The sequence below is a fragment of the Ensifer adhaerens genome (genome assembly GCF_000697965.2).
Classification (GTDB): Bacteria; Pseudomonadota; Alphaproteobacteria; order Rhizobiales; family Rhizobiaceae; genus Ensifer; species Ensifer adhaerens.
Genome location: NZ_CP015880.1, coordinates 2596531 through 2614162, shown reverse-complemented (window position 1 = coordinate 2614162; position 17632 = coordinate 2596531). Strand labels below are relative to the sequence as shown.

General features: G+C 62.5%; 15 protein-coding genes. 9 read left to right on the top strand and 6 right to left on the bottom strand.

Annotated features, from left to right (window positions below; genetic code table 11):
- Positions 1-2: 2 nt before the first annotated feature.
- Entirely contained in the window at positions 3-452 is a 450-nt protein-coding gene (locus FA04_RS12650) for a hypothetical protein (protein WP_034793909.1), read from the bottom strand.
- A 75-nt stretch (positions 453-527) separates the two neighbouring features.
- Complete coding sequence (locus FA04_RS12645) at positions 528-1499, bottom strand: LysR family transcriptional regulator (RefSeq protein WP_034793895.1); 972 nt, start codon at positions 1497-1499, stop codon at positions 528-530.
- A 288-nt stretch (positions 1500-1787) separates the two neighbouring features.
- Here FA04_RS12645 and chvE point away from each other — a divergent pair, with 288 nt between their 5' ends.
- The 8 genes from chvE (at position 1788) to FA04_RS12605 (ending at position 11974) form a co-directional block, all read left to right on the top strand.
- Positions 1788-2855 carry a multiple monosaccharide ABC transporter substrate-binding protein gene (gene chvE / locus FA04_RS12640; RefSeq protein WP_034793892.1) on the top strand — a complete coding sequence of 356 codons (1068 nt, stop codon included), beginning with the start codon at positions 1788-1790 and terminating at the stop codon, positions 2853-2855.
- A gap of 97 nt (positions 2856-2952) precedes the next feature.
- A complete protein-coding gene (mmsA, locus tag FA04_RS12635) occupies positions 2953-4488 on the top strand; it encodes a multiple monosaccharide ABC transporter ATP-binding protein (RefSeq protein WP_034793889.1) in 1536 nt (511 codons plus the stop codon).
- Positions 4488-5696 carry a multiple monosaccharide ABC transporter permease gene (gene mmsB / locus FA04_RS12630; RefSeq protein ID WP_034793886.1) on the top strand — a complete coding sequence of 403 codons (1209 nt, stop codon included), beginning with the start codon at positions 4488-4490 and terminating at the stop codon, positions 5694-5696. The genes mmsA and mmsB overlap by 1 nt, the downstream gene beginning before the upstream one ends.
- Before the next feature lie 168 nt (positions 5697-5864).
- Positions 5865-6860 (top strand): AraD1 family protein, encoded by a 996-nt coding sequence (araD1, locus tag FA04_RS12625; RefSeq protein ID WP_034793883.1) that lies wholly within the window; start codon positions 5865-5867, stop codon positions 6858-6860.
- Positions 6861-6926: 66 nt separating this feature from the next.
- On the top strand, positions 6927-8360 hold the full coding sequence (locus FA04_RS12620; RefSeq protein ID WP_064817004.1) for an aldehyde dehydrogenase family protein: 1434 nt from the start codon (positions 6927-6929) through the stop codon (positions 8358-8360).
- A 55-nt stretch (positions 8361-8415) separates the two neighbouring features.
- Positions 8416-10161: an L-arabinonate dehydratase gene (gene araD, locus FA04_RS12615; RefSeq protein WP_034803454.1), complete on the top strand. Its 1746-nt coding sequence runs from the start codon at positions 8416-8418 to the stop codon at positions 10159-10161.
- Between the two features lie 589 nt (positions 10162-10750).
- Complete coding sequence (locus FA04_RS12610) at positions 10751-11074, top strand: nuclear transport factor 2 family protein (RefSeq protein WP_127889350.1); 324 nt, start codon at positions 10751-10753, stop codon at positions 11072-11074.
- 231 nt (positions 11075-11305) lie between these two features.
- Positions 11306-11974, top strand: a complete 669-nt coding sequence (locus FA04_RS12605) for a hypothetical protein (RefSeq protein ID WP_034803457.1) — start codon at positions 11306-11308, stop codon at positions 11972-11974.
- 52 nt (positions 11975-12026) lie between these two features.
- Here FA04_RS12605 and FA04_RS12600 read toward each other — a convergent pair whose 3' ends face one another.
- The 4 genes from FA04_RS12600 to FA04_RS12585 all read right to left on the bottom strand — a co-directional run bounded on the left by FA04_RS12600 (position 12027) and on the right by FA04_RS12585 (position 16644).
- The gene (locus FA04_RS12600; protein ID WP_034803458.1) at positions 12027-12878 is read right to left on the bottom strand and encodes a transglutaminase family protein; all 852 of its coding nucleotides are present in this window, start codon (positions 12876-12878) and stop codon (positions 12027-12029) included.
- A gap of 115 nt (positions 12879-12993) precedes the next feature.
- Positions 12994-13932, bottom strand: a complete 939-nt coding sequence (locus tag FA04_RS12595) for an alpha-E domain-containing protein (RefSeq protein ID WP_034803460.1) — start codon at positions 13930-13932, stop codon at positions 12994-12996.
- 3 nt (positions 13933-13935) lie between these two features.
- On the bottom strand, positions 13936-15330 hold the full coding sequence (locus FA04_RS12590; protein ID WP_034803477.1) for a circularly permuted type 2 ATP-grasp protein: 1395 nt from the start codon (positions 15328-15330) through the stop codon (positions 13936-13938).
- A gap of 234 nt (positions 15331-15564) precedes the next feature.
- Positions 15565-16644, bottom strand: coding sequence for a YeiH family protein (locus tag FA04_RS12585; RefSeq protein ID WP_082572793.1), 1080 nt, complete (start codon positions 16642-16644; stop codon positions 15565-15567).
- An 80-nt stretch (positions 16645-16724) separates the two neighbouring features.
- On the opposite strand from FA04_RS12585, the gene FA04_RS12580 reads away from it, so the two are divergent.
- Positions 16725-17594 carry a LysR family transcriptional regulator gene (locus FA04_RS12580; protein WP_034803462.1) on the top strand — a complete coding sequence of 290 codons (870 nt, stop codon included), beginning with the start codon at positions 16725-16727 and terminating at the stop codon, positions 17592-17594.
- Positions 17595-17632: the final 38 nt, after the last annotated feature.

The following is a 17632-nucleotide window of genomic DNA, read 5'->3' as shown; positions in this document are numbered from 1 at the left end:
GTTCACGGCGCCGGGGTGATGGCGCGCATCTGCTTTGCGGCTTCGTCGATCAGCATGTTGGCGAGTTTCATGCGCACGGTGGCATTGGCGCGAAACGCGGCCGGCAGACGGTCCGGATGGTTCAGGGCCGCGAAGGCCCGGCGCTTTGCCGCAAGCGTCATTTGTGTTTCGTGGTCGACAAGGGCCAGTTCCTCGGCCACGTCGGCAAGGGTCGTACGGCTGAGATAGTCCGGCATGACCGGTGGAGGTGGCGGCTCCACGAAGGACGCATCGAGATAGGCCCGCTCGACGGCGCCGAAGGCAGCCGAGCGGGCGCTTTCGGCAGCAAAGGCGTTGTCGAATGCCGGGGCGTAAGGCGTGGCGACGCGCGTCGCTTCAGCCGGTGCCGGTTCGATATCCTCTTCCGATTTCAGCCGCTCGAGCACCGACTGAAAGACTGACATTCCAAACATGACGTCTCCGATCGCGGCGCACCATGGCAGGCGGAGATTATCCCGGGCTGATCAGACTGATCATGCCAGGGCTGATCAGGCGCGGCCCTGCTTGAGGATCAGGTCGTAGAGCAGCTTGGCGCTCGGCGGCAGCGCGCGTCCCTCGGCAGTGATCAGCCCATAGGGTTTGATTCGGATCGGGATTTCGGTCTTCAGGATGCGGATTTCGCCGGCCGGCGTACCGTTGCCGGCAATCAGGTTGGCGACGTCGAGTGCCACAGGTGCAATTGCGTTGGTGTTGCGCACCATCGACAGCGTCAGGATGATCGAGGAGGTGTTGATCACGGTCGCCGGCAGTCTCACCCCGGCCGCCACGAAGCTGTCTTCGACCGCGCGTCTCAGAAGGGTGCCGGGCGGCTGGAATACCCAGTCATAGGAGGGCAAGTCCTCGGCGACGACCATGGGCTTGTCGAGCAGCGGATGGCCGTCGCGCACGATCAGGCAAACCTCCTCGTAGCCGATCTCCACCATGTTGAAGAGCCGCGGCGGCTGGTCGTCGGGGATGCGGCCGATGATGAAATCGTGGCGGGCGGCGAGCAGTTCCCTTGCCAGCACGTTGCTGTTTTCGATCTGGACGTTGATCTCGATGCCGGGATAGGCGGTCATCACCTGACGGATGGCGGGCACGGCGAGATTGAGCGCCGGGCCGGTGACCGAGCCGAGCGAAACCGAGCCGCCGCTGCCGGTCTTCAACTCGTTGATCTCGCGCGATGCCTCCCGGAGTTCCAGAAAGATGCTGCGCGCGCGTCGCGCCAGCGCTTCGCCATAGGGCGTCAACAGGACACCGCGGGCAACGCGTTCGCAGACCGGCGCCTTCAGCATGGTCTCGATTTCCGAGAGCATGCGCGAGGCCGCCGGTTGCGAGATGCCGAGGGCGTCAGCGGCTGCGCTGATGCGGCGGTGATCGTCGATCGCGAGAATCAGCCGGAGGTGGCTGATCTTCAGGCCCGAGCGGAAAAGCGTCGAATCGAAGAGTTCGCCGGCGGTGCTCGGTTTCTGATCGCGCATTTCAACCTCTGCGTTTTTTTCTTTGGTTTTCAGGGATTTTCAAAAATCACACTGTTTGCGCTCGATATATCACTTTTGGTATGTATTCAAAGCAAAATTGTATTTGACAGTTATATGGTTTCATTCCAGTTTTTGCTTATGTGCCAGCGCATGTAGGAGCATGCGAGGCGGGGAGGCCTCTCCTTCACCTTGATCCGCTGCCGGAGACGAAGATCTCGGGCGGCGGATTGCTGCGCATAGACGGAAAGGCTCTCGCCTGCCGGCTTCAACTTTTTTGGGAGAGAACTGATGAAATTGATGACTTCGCTTCTCGCAGCCGCCGCGATTTCGATCGCGTCCTTCGCTGCACCGGCATTTGCGCAGGACAAGGGCACGGTCGGCATTTCCATGCCGACGAAGACGTCGACCCGCTGGATTTCCGACGGCGAGACCATGGAGAAGCTGTTCAAGGAAGCTGGTTACACGCCGGACCTGCAGTTTGCTGACGACGACATCCCGAACCAGCTCGCCCAGATCGAGAACATGGTGACCAAGGGCGCCAAGGTTCTCGTCATCGGCGCCATCGACGGCACCACGCTCTCCGACATCCTGCAGAAGGCCCACGACGCCGGCGTCAAGGTCATCGCCTATGACCGCCTGATCCGCGACTCGGGCAATGTCGACTACTACGCCACCTTCGACAACTTCCAGGTCGGCGTGCAGCAGGCCACGTCGCTGGTCCAGGGCCTCAAGCTCGACGGCGCAACCGAGCCGAAGAACATCGAGCTGTTCGGTGGTTCGCCGGACGATAACAACGCCTTCTTCTTCTACGACGGCGCGATGTCGGTCCTGCAGCCGCTGATCGACAGCAAGAAGATCGTCGTCAAGTCCGGCCAGAAGGGCATGGACCAGGTCGGCACGCTGCGTTGGGACGGTGCCGTGGCCCAGGCCCGCATGGAAAACCTGCTGTCGTCGAACTACACCGACGCCAAGGTCGATGGCGTTCTGTCGCCCTATGACGGCCTGTCGATCGGCATCATTTCGGCGCTGAAGGGCGTCGGCTACGGTTCGGGCGACATGGCAATGCCTGCCGTCACCGGCCAGGACGCCGAACTGCCGTCGGTCAAGTCGATCCTTGCCGGCGAACAGTATTCGTCGATCTTCAAGGACACGCGCGAACTCGCCAAGGTCACCGTCGGCATGGTCAACGCGATCATGGAAGGCAAGGAGCCGGAAGTGAACGACACCAAGACCTATGACAACGGCGTCAAGGTGGTTCCGTCCTACCTGCTGAAGCCGGTTGCCGTCGACAAGTCCAACATCAAGGACGTGCTCGTCAGCTCGGGCTACTACACCGAAGACCAGATCAACAACTGATCTTTTTGAGCGTGAGGGCCCGTGCATGCGCGCGGGCCCTTTTATCCAGATGACGGAGCCGGTACTCTCTTGAAGACTGCCGCTGGAATGACTGAACATGGACAATATCATTCTTGAAATGCGGGGCATCACCAAGACGTTCCCGGGCGTCAAGGCGCTGGACAATGTCAGCTTCAAGGTCCGCGAAGGCGAGATCCACGCACTCGTCGGCGAAAACGGCGCCGGCAAGTCGACGCTGATGAAGGTGCTGAGCGGCGTCTATCCCGCCGGCACCTATGATGGCGAAATCCACTATGGCGGCGAAGCCCGCCGCTTCTCGACGATTTCCGACAGCGAAGACCTCGGCATCATCATCATCCACCAGGAACTGGCGCTGGTGCCGCTGCTGTCGATCGCCGAGAACATCTTCCTCGGCAACGAGATCGCCAGCAACGGTGTGATTCACTGGCCGCAGACCTTTGCCCGTACGCAGGAACTGCTGAAGAAGGTTGGCTTGAGCGAATCCCCGGCGACGTTGATCACCGACATCGGTGTCGGCAAGCAGCAACTGGTCGAGATCGCCAAGGCGCTTTCGAAGAAGGTGCGGCTGTTGATCCTTGACGAGCCGACCGCCTCGCTCAACGAAACCGATTCCGATGCGCTTTTGAAGCTGCTGATGGAGTTTCGCACCCAGGGCATGACCTCGATCATCATTTCGCACAAGCTGAACGAGATCCGCAAGGTCGCCGACCAGATCACCATCCTGCGCGACGGCGGCACGGTCGAAACGCTCGACTGTCACAGCGAAGACATTGGCGAAGACCGGATCATCAAGGGCATGGTCGGCCGCGCCATGGAAGACCGTTATCCGCCGCGCGAACCGAAGATCGGCGAGACGCTGCTCGAAGTGAAGAACTGGAACGTCTTCCACCAGCAGCACCGCGACCGGCAGTTCCTGCACGACGTCAATTTCACCGTGCGCGCCGGCGAGGTCGTCGGCATCGCCGGGTTGATGGGGGCAGGGCGCACCGAAACGGCGATGAGCCTCTTCGGCAAGTCCTGGGGCCACAAGATCACCGGCGACGTGACGATGCGCGGCAAGCCCGTCGACGTCAGCACCATTCCGCGTGCGATCGATGCGGGGCTCGCCTATGTCACCGAGGACCGCAAGCAGCTCGGGCTCGTGCTGATCAACAACATCAAGGAGAACACAACGCTCTCCAATCTGAAGGCGGTGGCCGCGAACGGCGTCATCGACGATCGCAAGGAAGCGAAGGTCGCCTCCGACTATCGCTCGAAGCTGCGCATCCGTTCGCACTCGATCTATCAGGAAACGGTCAACCTTTCGGGCGGCAACCAGCAGAAGGTCGTCTTGTCCAAATGGCTGTTCACCAATCCGGAAGTTCTCATTCTCGACGAGCCGACACGCGGTATCGATATCGGCGCGAAGTATGAGATCTACACCATCATCAACCAGCTTGCCGCCGAGGGTAAGGGCATCCTGATGATCTCATCGGAAATGCCGGAGCTGCTTGGAACCTGCGATCGCATCTACGTCATGAACGAGGGCCGCATCGTCGCGGAGCTTTCGAAGGCGGAAGCGAGCCAGGAATCCATCATGCGTGCCATCATGCGTTCAGGGGAGAAACACTAATGGTCGCCGATACGAGCACCCAAAACAACAAGCCCTCGATCGGGGACTATCTCAAGAACAACATCCGCGAATACGGCCTGCTCGTCGCGCTCGTGGTGATCATGCTGTTCTTCCAGTTCGTCACCAACGGCGTGCTGTTCAAGCCGGTCAACATCACCAACCTGGTGCTGCAGAACTCCTTCATCGTCATCATGGCGCTCGGCATGCTGCTGATCATCGTTGCCGGGCATATCGACCTGTCGGTCGGCTCGATCGTCGCCTTCATCGGCGCGATCTCAGCGATCATGCTGGTCAAATGGGGCTTGCCCGCCATTATCGTCATTCCCGCCTGTCTGATCGTTGGCGGCGTCATGGGGGCGGCCCAGGGCTATTGGGTTGCCTACCAGAAGATCCCATCCTTCATCGTGACGCTGGCCGGCATGCTGGTGTTCCGCGGGCTCACCTATGTGGTGCTCGGCGGCCGCCCGATCGGTCCGTTCCCGAAGGAATTCCAGCTGCTGTCGACCGGCTTCGTTCCGGATTTCCTCTATTTCCTCAATCCGGCGCCCGAGACCATTCAGAACATGGTGGCGCTCGTCGCCGTCATCGCGCTCGTCGGCTACGCGATCTACGCGGGCATTCGTGACCGCAAGATCAACGAGCAGCACGGCACGGAGAACGAGCCGTTCATTTTCTTCGCCGTGCAGATGGCTGTCATCGCTGCCGTGGCGCTGTTCATCGGCTTCCAGCTTGCGACCTATCGCGGCCTGCCGAACGTGCTGATCGCCATGGCCGTGCTGATTGCGCTCTATACCTTCGTCACCACGCGCTCGACGATCGGTCGCCGCATCTATGCCATGGGCGGCAACGTCAAGGCGACCAAGCTTTCGGGCATCAACACCGAGCGGCTGACCTTCTACACCTTCGTCAACATGGGCGTGCTTGCGGCACTCGCCGGCATGATCATCACCGCTCGCCTCAATTCGGCAACGCCGAAGGCCGGCGTCGGTTTCGAGCTCGACGTCATTGCGGCCTGCTTTATCGGCGGTGCCTCGGCGTCGGGCGGTGTAGGCAAGATCATCGGGGCCGTCATCGGCGCCTTCATCATGGGCGTGATGAACAACGGCATGTCGATCATGGGCATCGGCATCGATTACCAGCAGTTGATCAAGGGCCTCGTGCTGCTCGCTGCCGTGTTCTTCGATGTCTACAACAAGAACAAGGGTTGAGCGGAAAGCCATAAGACCCGACGCGAACCAGTAACATTCACCGGCAGCCACAGCTGCCAGGATCGGCGGATTGGTCCGCCGGAATTGGGTGGCGAAAGCCACCCACGGGGACGCTTTTGCCTTGAAGAGGCGAACACAGCGACCCAAGACGATAGGAAGGATAGCATCGTGCTGATTTCGCAGATCAGGAACGAAGACGGGTCGATCACGGTGGCGGTACGGCTGCCGGGTGAGGCGGCGCATGCGGTGAACGGCGCGACAAGCGTCTATGCGCTGGCGGTGGAAGCGGCCAATGCCGGATGGAGCCTGAAGCAGACGATCGAGGCCAAGGGGCTCGGCGCCGCCGTCGACCTCGAAAAGGCCTATGCGGAGGGGCGCTTCCTGCCGCCGATCACTCATCCGGATCCGGCACACCTGCACCTGACCGGCACGGGTCTCACCCATCTCGGCTCCGCCGCAACCCGCGACGCCATGCACAAGAAGACGAGCGAGGCGGCCGAGGAAACCCTGACCGACTCGATGAAGATGTTCCGCATGGGGCTCGAAGGCGGCAAGCCGAAGGCCGGCGAAACAGGCGTGCAGCCGGAATGGTTCTACAAGGGCAACGGCACCTCCGCCGTGGCGCCGGGTGATGCGCTCGTTTCGCCCGCCTTTGCCGAGGATGGTGGCGAAGAGCCGGAAATGGCCGGCATCTACGTGATCTCCGACGAGGGCGTGCCGTTCCGCATCGGTTTTGCCGTTGCCAACGAATTCTCCGACCACAAGACCGAGAGGGTCAACTATCTCTGGCTCGCGCATTCGAAGCTGCGCCAGGCGAGCTTCGGTCCGGAGATCCGCATCGGTGTCGCACCGGAGGACATTCGCGGCATGTCGCGTATCCTGCGTGGTGGCAAGGTGCTGTGGGAAAAGCCGTTCCTGTCGGGCGAAGCCAACATGTCGCACAGCTTTGCCAATCTCGAGCATCACCATTTCAAGTATGGCTTGTTCCGCCAGCCGGGCGACATCCACGTGCACATGTTCGGCACGGCGACGCTGTCCTTCGGTGATGGCATCCGCACCGAGGAAGGTGACGTGTTTGAGATCGAGGCCGATGGTTTTGGCCTTCCGCTCCGCAACGCTCTCGCGATCGCAGCTGACGAAGAGGTCGCGATCCGCCAGCTCTGACACATCTCCTAAGCGCGACCGTTCGCGAGGGACGGTCATGCGCATCTATGAAGGAGGCCTGAGGCCATGACTTTGCACCAGAACCTGATAGCCGGCGAATGGGTCGGCGGTGACGGGGTTGCCAACATCAACCCGTCCGATACCAACGACGTGGTCGGCGAATACGCCCGCGCGTCAGCCGAGGATGCGCGTTTGGCGATCGCGGCTGCGAAGGCGGCGTTTCCGGCCTGGTCGCGCTCCGGTATTCTCGAGCGCCACGCGATCCTGAGGAAGACCGCCGACGAGATCCTTGCGCGCAAGGACGAACTCGGAAAGCTCTTGTCGCGTGAGGAAGGCAAGACCTTGGCCGAAGGCATCGGCGAGACGGTGCGCGCCGGCCAGATCTTCGACTTCTTCGCCGGCGAGTGCCTGCGGTTGGCGGGCGAGGTGCTGCCGTCGGCAAGACCCAATATCGGCGTCGAGATCACCCGCGAGCCGGTCGGTGTCGTCGGCATCATCACGCCCTGGAACTTCCCGATCGCCATTCCCGCCTGGAAGATCGCGCCGGCACTCTGCTACGGCAACACCGTCGTCTTCAAGCCGGCCGAACTGGTGCCCGGCAGTTCCTGGGCCATCGTCGACATTCTTAACCGCGCCGGCCTGCCGAAGGGCGTCTTGAACCTCGTCATGGGCAAGGGCTCGGTCGTCGGCCAGGCGATGCTCGACAGCCCCGACATTCACGCCATCACCTTCACCGGCTCGACCGGCACGGGCAAACGCGTGGCGCTCGCCTCCGTCGAACACAATCGCAAATACCAGCTGGAGATGGGCGGCAAGAACCCCTTCGTCGTGCTCGATGACGCCGACCTCAATGTTGCAGTGGAAGCCGCGGTCAACTCCGCCTTCTTCTCGACCGGCCAGCGTTGCACGGCATCTTCGCGCCTCATCGTCACCGAGGGCATTCATGATCGCTTCGTGGCGGCCATGGGCGAACGGATGAAGGGGCTTGTGATCGACGACGCCTTGAAGGCCGGCACCCAGATCGGTCCGGTGGTCGATGAGAGCCAGCTCAACCAGGACACCGACTATATCGCCATCGGCCGCCAGGAAGGCGCCAAGCTTGCCTTCGGCGGCGAGCTTCTGAAGCGCGACACGCCCGGTTTCTACCTGCAGCCGACGCTGTTCACCGAAGCGACGAACGCGATGCGCATTTCTCGGGAAGAGATCTTCGGGCCGGTCGCATCCGTCATCCGCGTCAAGGACTACGATGAGGCGCTCACTGTCGCCAACGACACGCCCTTCGGTCTGTCCTCGGGCATCGCCACCACCAGCCTCAAGCACGCGACCCATTTCAAGCGCAATGCCGAGGCCGGCATGGTGATGGTCAACCTGCCGACGGCGGGCGTCGATTTCCACGTGCCCTTCGGCGGCCGCAAGGGTTCGTCCCACGGCTCGCGCGAGCAGGGGCGCTACGCCGCCGAGTTCTACACCACCGTCAAGACGGCCTACACGCTCGCCTGAAGCACGCCGTCATCGGGCCCGCGTGAACGGTGCGGGCCGCATAAGGAAGGAAGAGATGAAGAAGAAAGCTGAATGGCCGCGCAAGCTGCGTTCGCAGGATTGGTTCGGCGGTACCGGCAAGAATGCCATCATGCACCGCTCCTGGATGAAGAACCAGGGCCTGCCCGCCGACACCTTCGATGGCCGGCCGATCATCGGCATCTGTAACACCTGGTCGGAGCTGACGCCGTGCAACGCGCATCTGCGTGATCTCGCAGAGCGGGTGAAGCGCGGCGTCTACGAGGCCGGTGGCTTCCCGGTCGAATTCCCGGTGTTTTCCGTTGGCGAAAGCACGCTGCGGCCCACGGCGATGATGTTCCGCAATCTTGCGGCCATGGACGTCGAAGAGGCGATCCGCGGCAATCCGGTCGATGGCGTCGTGCTGCTCGGCGGTTGCGACAAGACCACGCCGAGCCTGCTGATGGGGGCTGCCAGCGTCGACATCCCGGTCATCCTCGTTTCTGGCGGCCCGATGCTGAACGGCAAGTGGCGCGGCAAGGATGTCGGCTCGGGCACGGCGATCTGGCAGTTTTCGGAAATGGTGAAGTCCGGCGAGATGTCGCTCGCCGAATTCATGGATGCGGAGCAGGGCATGGCCCGCTCGGCCGGCAGTTGCATGACCATGGGCACGGCCTCGACCATGGCCTCGATGGCCGAAGCGCTCGGCATGACCCTGCCCGGCAATGCGGCGATCCCTGCCGTCGATGCCCGCCGCCGGGTGATCTCCCAGCTCTCCGGCCGCCGCATCGTCGACATGGTCAAGGAGGATCTGAAGCCTTCGGATATCCTGACGAAGCAGGCCTTCGAGAACGCCATTCGCGTCAACGGCGCGGTCGGCGGCTCGACCAACGCCGTGCTGCACCTCTTGGCGCTTGCCGGCCGTGTCGGTGTCGACCTCAGTCTCGACGATTGGGATCGCCTCGGCCGCGACGTGCCGACGATCGTCAACCTGCAGCCGTCGGGCAAGTACCTGATGGAGGAGTTCTATTATGCCGGCGGGCTGCCGGTCGTGATCAAGGCCGTGGGCGAAATGGGCCTCCTTCACAAGGATGCTGTGACCGTCACCGGTGACACGATCTGGAACGACGTCAAGGATGTCGTCAACTACAATGACGACGTCATCGTGCCGCGCGACAAAGCGCTGACCAAGTCCGGCGGCATCGCGGTGCTGCGCGGCAATCTTGCGCCCAAGGGCTGCGTGCTGAAGCCGTCCGCCGCATCGCCGCACCTGATGCAGCACAAGGGCCGGGCGGTGGTGTTCGAGAGCATCGAGGACTACCACGCCCGCATCAATCGCGATGATCTCGACATCGACGAGACCTGCGTGATGGTGCTGAAATATTGCGGCCCGAAGGGTTACCCGGGCATGGCCGAGGTCGGCAACATGGGCCTGCCCCCGAAGGTGCTGAAAAAGGGCATTACCGACATGATCCGCATCTCCGATGCGCGCATGTCCGGCACGGCCTACGGTACGGTCATCCTGCACACGGCGCCGGAAGCGGCCGATGGCGGCCCGCTGGCACTGGTTCAAAACGGCGACATGATCGCCGTCGACGTGCCGGCCCGCACCATCCATCTCGATGTCTCCGACGAAGAACTGGCCCGTCGTCGCGCTGCCTGGGTGTCGCCGGTGATGCCGCTCAAGGGTGGTTATGCCGGCCTCTACGTCAAGAGCGTGATGCAGGCCGACACGGGCGCGGATCTCGACTTCCTCGTCGGTCCGCGCGGCGCGGAAATTCCGATGAACCGCGACAGCCACTGACGCTGTCGGCGCGAGAGCGGACAGTTCGCTCTTGTCTTTGGCGCTCAACACAGCTTGCGTCATAACAGACGCGCAAAGGCCGCCGTCGCACCGTAATTGCGGTGCGACGGTCCCAGGTGCCAGCGTCGAGGAGGCCGCTGCGAGCTGAGCAGGCTTGGCGCACCCGCAAGCATCGTCGCGGGACGGGACCTGTAACTTTTATGCTCGCACTGACCCGCGACCGTCTTCATCGCTGCAATCAGCCCTAGTCGGCGGGCCTGTTCATCTTCCCTTACCTCTGGGTAACCACTGACCGCGCGGTGCGTATTGGCCTCGCAGCGTCGACGTCATAGTTTTCTCCCGCGACGTTGCGTGCCTGCAGGTGGGCGGCCGCGGCAGTGCTCCATTGATCGGAGACGATCGAAGGATAAATGCAGCAGCCGAACAGCCGTCAGCTATCTTGCGGCGAGAAGGAGCATGCTCCTCGACTTGGCCGTCGGAGCGTGTCGGAACCTATGATCTAAGGGAGTGAAGAAGCGTGCCGTTAACAGATCTTATCGATTCGTATTGCGCTGCCTGGTCGTCGGAGGACGCCGAGCAGAGGCGGGCGTTGCTGGTGCCGATCTGGGCCGATGGCGCAACGTACACGGACCCGACGGTTCATGCCGCCGGTGCAGAAGAACTGCTCGCGCACATTGCAGGTATTCAGGCTGGGCACCCGGGCGCGCGTATTACTCGGACAAGCGACGTGGATGTTCATCATGGGATCGCACGCTTCGCCTGGCGATTTGTGATGCCCGACGGATCATCTTTCCCCGAGGGTCTGGACATCGCATTCCTCGATCCCAACGCGACGCGCATTACGCGCATCATCGGCTTTTTCGGGCCATTGGCCAGCCTTACAACGGCGCGCGTCTCATCAGACGTCCTTTGATCCGCTAAGAGCCTCAGAACGATCACCGCACCACTTTCAGTGCGGCGATCCTGTTTGGGTGCCAAGGCCATCGTTTCGAAAAGACACGCCTTCGGCCGCATCTTCGCCCTGTGTTATCCACACCGGGCAAAACCCTCGCTTTTCGGCTGATCCGCTGCAACCGGCAGCAACCCTGCGACGTATCCCCTTTGTCGGGGCCATTCCGACCCTGACCTTGTTAGGAGGACGATCATGCGGAGGAATGTATTTGCGTTGTCGCTCGGTCTTCTTGCGACGGTGGCGCTGTCCCAGCCGGCATTTTCACAGAGTGCGAACGGTCTTGGCGTCGGCGTGTCCGTCGGTGGCCCGAGCGGGCTGAACGCCAATGTCGGACTTGGTGGCTCGAACGGCCTTAAGGCCGATGTCGATGCATCGCTCGGCGGCGCAAACGGCGTCAATGCCAACGCAAACGCCTCGATCGGCGGTGCGCAAGGCGTCAACGCCGATGTGCAGGCGAGCGCCGGCGGCGCCAATGGCATCAACGCGGATGCCGATGTCGGCCTTGGCGGCGGAAAAGGGCTCAACACTTCGGTCAATGCCACGGTCGGTGGACGGAATGGCCTGACTGCTGGTCTCAAGGCCAATGCAGGCGGCGGCAACGGCGTCGGGCTTGGGCTCGGCGTGGGAGTTGGAACGGGATCCGGCGGCGGGAGCTCCGGGGGTGGCGGCAGCGTTGGCGGTGGAACCGGAGGCGGTTCGGGAGGCTCGGTTTCACCAGGCGCTTCGATGGCCGCGTTCAATGCACTGCCCGTCGGCGAGCGGGTCAAGCTGATCAAACGCTGTCGCGATGTCGTTGGCGGCGGTTATGACAGCGGGCTGGTTTCGCTCTGCCGCATCCTGCAGGCGAGCGCCTCGCGGTAGTTGCAACACCCTGCAGCTTCGGCGGGGCGTCCTCGCCGCCCCGCCTCAGGCCCTACTGACTCTGATTTTGGCTCTGGCCCCGGGCCTGGCTTTGGTTTTGGCTTTGCTGCTGCTGTTCGACCGTGACCGACACCTTCAGCGTCTCCTTCGCCTCGCCGTGGATCAGCCCGGAGATGGGGGCGGCGTCGCGGTAGCAGAGGCCGGAGGCGATGCGGACATAGCGATCATCTGGGCAGATCTTGTTGGCTGCATCGAAGCCGACCCAGCCGAGCCCGTTGAGATGCACCTCGGCCCAGGCGTGGCTGGCCGTCTGTTCGGGGTGCCCCTCCATCATCAGGTAGCCCGAGATGTAGCGCGCCGGTAGATCGAGCGAGCGCGCCGCTGCGATCAGGATATGGGCATGGTCCTGGCAGACGCCCTGGCCGCTTTCCAGCGCATCCTCGGCCGTCGTTTCCGCATGGGTCTCGCCGGGTTTGTACGTCACCGCCTCGTGGATCGTCTCCATCAGCGCATGCATGCGGGCAAGGGCGGTGTCACCTTCGGCGGATTTTGCGAGCTCGCGGATGAGCTTTCCGGCCTTGGTAAGCGGTGTTTCGCGTGCAAAGAGCCACAGCGGCACATAGGACTGGTGCGGGCCGAAGACGCCGGCGCGGTCCTCCGTGTGGACCTCGCCGGAGGCCGTGATATGGATCGTTTCGCGGTCGCCGTCGATGCTGACGAGGTGAACACGGTTGCCGAAGTGGTCGTCGTAGTTCACTTCGATCGCAGCGCCATCGACGAGGGTCTCCCAGCCGAGCACGGTCTGGCCCACCTGGGTGAGCGGCGTCAGCCGCAAGCGCTGCAGGGCATACTGCACGGGCTCGTCATAGTGATATTCGGTCGTGTGGCTGATCTTCAGGTGCATGCCATCCTCCGATCTAGAACGCTTCCGGTCAAAACGGAGTTGTGAAAGCGCTCTATCTCCTTGTTTTTACGCAATTCCAAACGCGAAACGGCGTTACACTTTCGCTGAAACTGCTCTAGTAGAATCGGTAGCCGTCGGAGATTTCCTGTCCCAGACGGTTGTTGTGGCTGATGAATTCTTCGAGATACTCATGCAGCCCCTGATCCATGATGTCCTTGATCGACTGGCTGCGCAGCGACGCTAGCGTCCGGTCGGCCGTCTCGTGGGCGGCATGGCGTTCGCCATACTCCCGCTCGAGATAGCCGAGGTTGCTGGCGATCTTCTCGTAGCAATAGGCAAGCGAGCGCGGCATGCGGCCGTTGGAAATCAGGAAGTCGGCGATGTTGGCGGGGCGAAGTTCGGCGTCATAGACCCAGCCATAGGCGCGATGCGCCGAGACCGAGCGCAGGATCGATTCCCACTGCACATTGTCCATCGACGAGCCGACGGCGGCGACCGCCGGCAGAAGCACGTAGTACTTCACGTCAAGTATGCGGGCGGTGTTGTCGGCCCGTTCGATGAAGGTGCCGATGCGCGAGAAATTGAAGATCTCGTTTCGAAGCATGGTGCCGTGGAAGGCGCCACGGATGAGGCCGGCGCGGCGCTTGATCATGTCGATGATCTCCGGCATGTCCGTCGGGCGCGCCTTCTTCGACAGCATTGCCCTCATCTCGAGATAGCACTCGTTGGTGGCTTCCCAGGTTTCGCGCGTCAGCGCCGTGCGCACCATGCGGGCATTGTGACGCCCCGCCTCGATGCAGGACATCACGCTTGAGGGGTTGGCCCGGTCGCGCAGCAGGAAGTCGATCGCGTCGATGCTCGTCAGCGTTTCGTGCACCTCGTCATAAAGTTCGCGCACGCCCGCACTTTGCAGCACACCGTCCCAGTCGCCCTCCGTTGCCTCGCTGCGGGTCAGCGCCATGCGCAGGCCGGCATCGATCAGCCGGGCGCTGTTTTCGGCGCGTTCGATATAGCGGAACATCCAGTAGAGGCCGTTTGCAGTTCTTCCCAGCATCTCTCAGTCCTCCAGCACCCAGGTGTCCTTGGTCCCGCCACCCTGGCTGGAGTTCACGACGAGCGAACCGGCTTTCAGCGCCACGCGCGTCAGGCCGCCGGGGATGATCTGGACCTTGTCGGAGACGAGGACATAGGGGCGAAGGTCGACGTGCCGGGGCGCGATGCCCTTGTTGACGAGGATCGGCACGGTGGAAAGGGAAAGCGTCGGCTGGGCGATGTAATTGGTCGGGCGGGCTTTCAGCTTCTCGGCGAAGACGGCGCGTTCCTTCCTGGTCGCCGTCGGGCCTACCAGCATGCCGTAGCCGCCTGAGCCGTGGACCTCCTTGACCACCAGCTCTTCCAGATGCTCGAGCACGTATTTGAGACTCTGCGGCTCGGAACAGCGCCAGGTCGGGACGTTTTCCAAGAGCGGCTTGCGGCCGGTATAGAACTCGACGATCTCGGGCATGTAGGAATAGATCGCCTTGTCGTCGGAAATTCCGGTGCCGGGCGCGTTGGCAATGGTGATGTTGCCGGCGCGGTAGACGTCCATGATGCCGGGAATGCCGAGGGCGGAATCCGGTCGGAAGGTGAGTGGGTCGAGGAAGTCGTCATCGACGCGGCGGTAGAGCACGTCGATCGCCTCGTAGCCGCGGGTGGTGCGCATCTTCACCTTGCCGTCGATCACCCGCAGGTCCGATCCTTCGACGAGCTCGACGCCCATCTGGTCGGCGAGGAACGCGTGTTCGTAGTAAGCCGAATTGTAGATGCCGGGCGTCAGCACCGCGACGCGCGGCTTGCCGCTGCAGCCGGGAGGGGCTAGCGACGAAAGGCTCTGCCGCAGCAGGTAGGGGTAGTTCTCGACCGGGCGCACGCGGTTCTGATGGAAGAGTTCCGGGAACATCTGCATCATCGTTTCGCGGTTTTCCAGCATGTAGCTGACGCCGGACGGGGTACGCGCGTTATCTTCGAGAACGTAGAACTGGTCTTCGCCGGTTCTGACGATGTCGGTGCCGACGATATGGGTATAGACGCCGCCCGGCGGGCGGAAACCGATCATCTGCGGCAGGAAGGCTTCGTTCTTCTCGATCAGTTCGCGCGGGATGCGGCCGGCGCGGATGATTTCCTGCTTGTGGTAGATGTCGTCGAGAAAGGCGTTGAGAGCGATGACCCGCTGTTCGATGCCCTGGGCGAGCTTGCGCCATTCGCGGCCGGAGATGATGCGGGGGATGAGATCGAAGGGGATGAGCTTTTCGGAACTGTCTGCGTGTCCGTAGACCGCGAAGGTGATGCCGGTTTTCCGGAAGATGTTCTCGGCGTCCTTGGATTTCGCTATGAGCCGATTTCTGTCCTGGCTGGCATACCAATCATGATAGGTCGAATATGGCTGGCGCGGACTGCTGTCCGCATTCATCATTTCGTCAAATGCCAAAGGCGTGGTCCCCTTATTTTTGACCATTTGAGTACAAGGCTGGTTGCAATGCAAGAAGCGTGCTCAGTCGCCTGAAAAGAAAGTTGGCCACGCCAGAAGCGCCCGTTCGCGGGGAAATCTGCCCAACGACAGGGCAGCCGCATCCGGTCGCAGAAAGTGGTTGCGACCGGGTGGGCAAGAAATATGCACTTGCTCTAAATTTGGACGCGGGCGCCGAAGCTAGCCGAGACCCAGGCAGACGATCGCGAGGACCGCGAGGACACCGAGCACCAGCAGCGACAATGTGGCGGCAGCACTTGCACGCGGCCCGCAATGGGCGAGCGCGCGGATGTCGACCTCAAGGCCGAGGGCGGCCATGGCGATGACCGTCAGCCAGGTGGAGACCGTCACGGCGTCGGTCGCGAGTGTGTCGGAGATTGCGCCGCTGTTGCGGGCGATCGCAACGGCGAGGAAACCCAGAATGAACCAGGGAACGAAATGGAGGATCGTGGCGAGGCGCGACTTCCGTTGTCCGGGCGCTTTGCATTCCGGCTCGGTATCGCGGCTGCCAATTAGCGAGAAGCAGAAGACGACGGGGCCGAGCATCAGCACGCGCACGAGCTTGACCAGCGTGCCCACCTGGACCGAGAGCGGGCTGAAGGGGCTGGCCGCGGCCAGGACCTGGGGTACGGCATAGACGGTCATGCCGGCAAAGACGCCGTAGCCCTGAGGCGTCATGCCGAGCCAACCGCCGACGAAGGGCAGCGACAGGACGACGGCGATGCCGAGGATGGCGGTAAAAGAAATTGCAGCTGCGACCTCCTCGCCGCGGGCACCGATGGCCGGTGCGACGGCGGCGATCGCCGAGTTGCCGCAGATGGCGTTGCCGCAGGCAATCAAGGTCGCCAGGCGTTTCGGCAGCCCGAGCATGCGCGCAATCACGTAGCCGGTGGAAATCGACAGAAGAACCATGGCGACGATGGTGACGAGCAGGGTCGGCCCGCTCGCGGCGATCGCATCGAAGCTCAGCATCGCGCCGATCAGCACGATCGCTGTCTCCAGCAGGACTTTCGCCGAGAAGTGGATGCCGGAGAGGAAGCGGGGGCCGGGTGTCCAGAGGCTGCGGACGATAGCGCCGAGAAGGATCGCGAGAACGAGCGCTTCCAGCCAGGCGCGGCCGGTCCAGCGCCGCTCGATCCATTCCAGACCGATGGCCGCAAGTGCGACGAGACAGCAGAGGAAAAGGCCCGGAAGAATGCACGTCAGGCGGGAGGCGACTGAGGAAAATTGGGAGCGAAATGGGGAATGCGATCTGGACATGGGCGCAACCTACGCTCATCCATGAATCAGTCTAACGGATTATTCTTGTCATTCTGATCGATTTTTGCGATTGATCTACCATGACACTCGATCAGCTTAAAATCTTCGTCGCGGTCGCCGAGCGGCTGCACATGACCAAAGCCGCCGAGGCGATGAACGTCACGCAGTCGGCCGCAAGCGCGGCCATCGCGGCGCTCGAAACCCAGCACGACATCAGATTGTTCGATCGCGTCGGCCGCGGCCTGACGCTGACCGATGCCGGCAAGATCTTCCTGCCGGAGGCAAAGGCGGTGCTCGCCCGGGCGCTCGCCGCCACTGCCTGCCTGCGCGATCTCTCGGAGCTTCGCCGCGGCGAACTGTCGATCGCTGCCAGCCAGACGGTCGCGAGCTATTGGCTGCCGTCGCGCCTTGCCCGCTTCACCCACGACTATCCCCAGGTCGATGTGAAGCTCACCGTGCGCAACACGGCCGTCGTCGCCGAGGCGGTGGAAGAGGGCACGGCGCAGCTCGGCTTCGTCGAGGGGCGCGTGGATGGCGCCAAGCTCGACCATCGCCGCGTCGCCGTCGATCGCATCGCCGTCTATGCCGCGCCCTTGCACGCGTTCGTTGGGGCTGCCGTCAATCTGGAAATGCTGCTTTCTGCGCGCTGGGTGCTGCGCGAGGAAGGCTCCGGCACGCGGGCAATGTTCCTGCAATCGATGAATGATCATGGAGCAGACGTCGATCGGCTCAGGATCGAGCTTGAGCTGCCCTCGAACGAGGCGGTGCTGACGGCGGTCGAAAGCGGTCCTTTCGTCACGGCCGTTTCCCGGCTCGCAGCACAACCTTTCGTCGATAGCGGCCGGCTCGTGGAACTGCCGTTCGAACTGGCTGAGCGCAGCTTCGAGCTTTTGACCCACCGCGAGAGGCAGTTCAGCCACGCGGCGCGGGCCTTCGTGGAACTGCTTTGAGGCAAATTCCGTTTTGCTCCAGGGCTTGCCATGCGGGA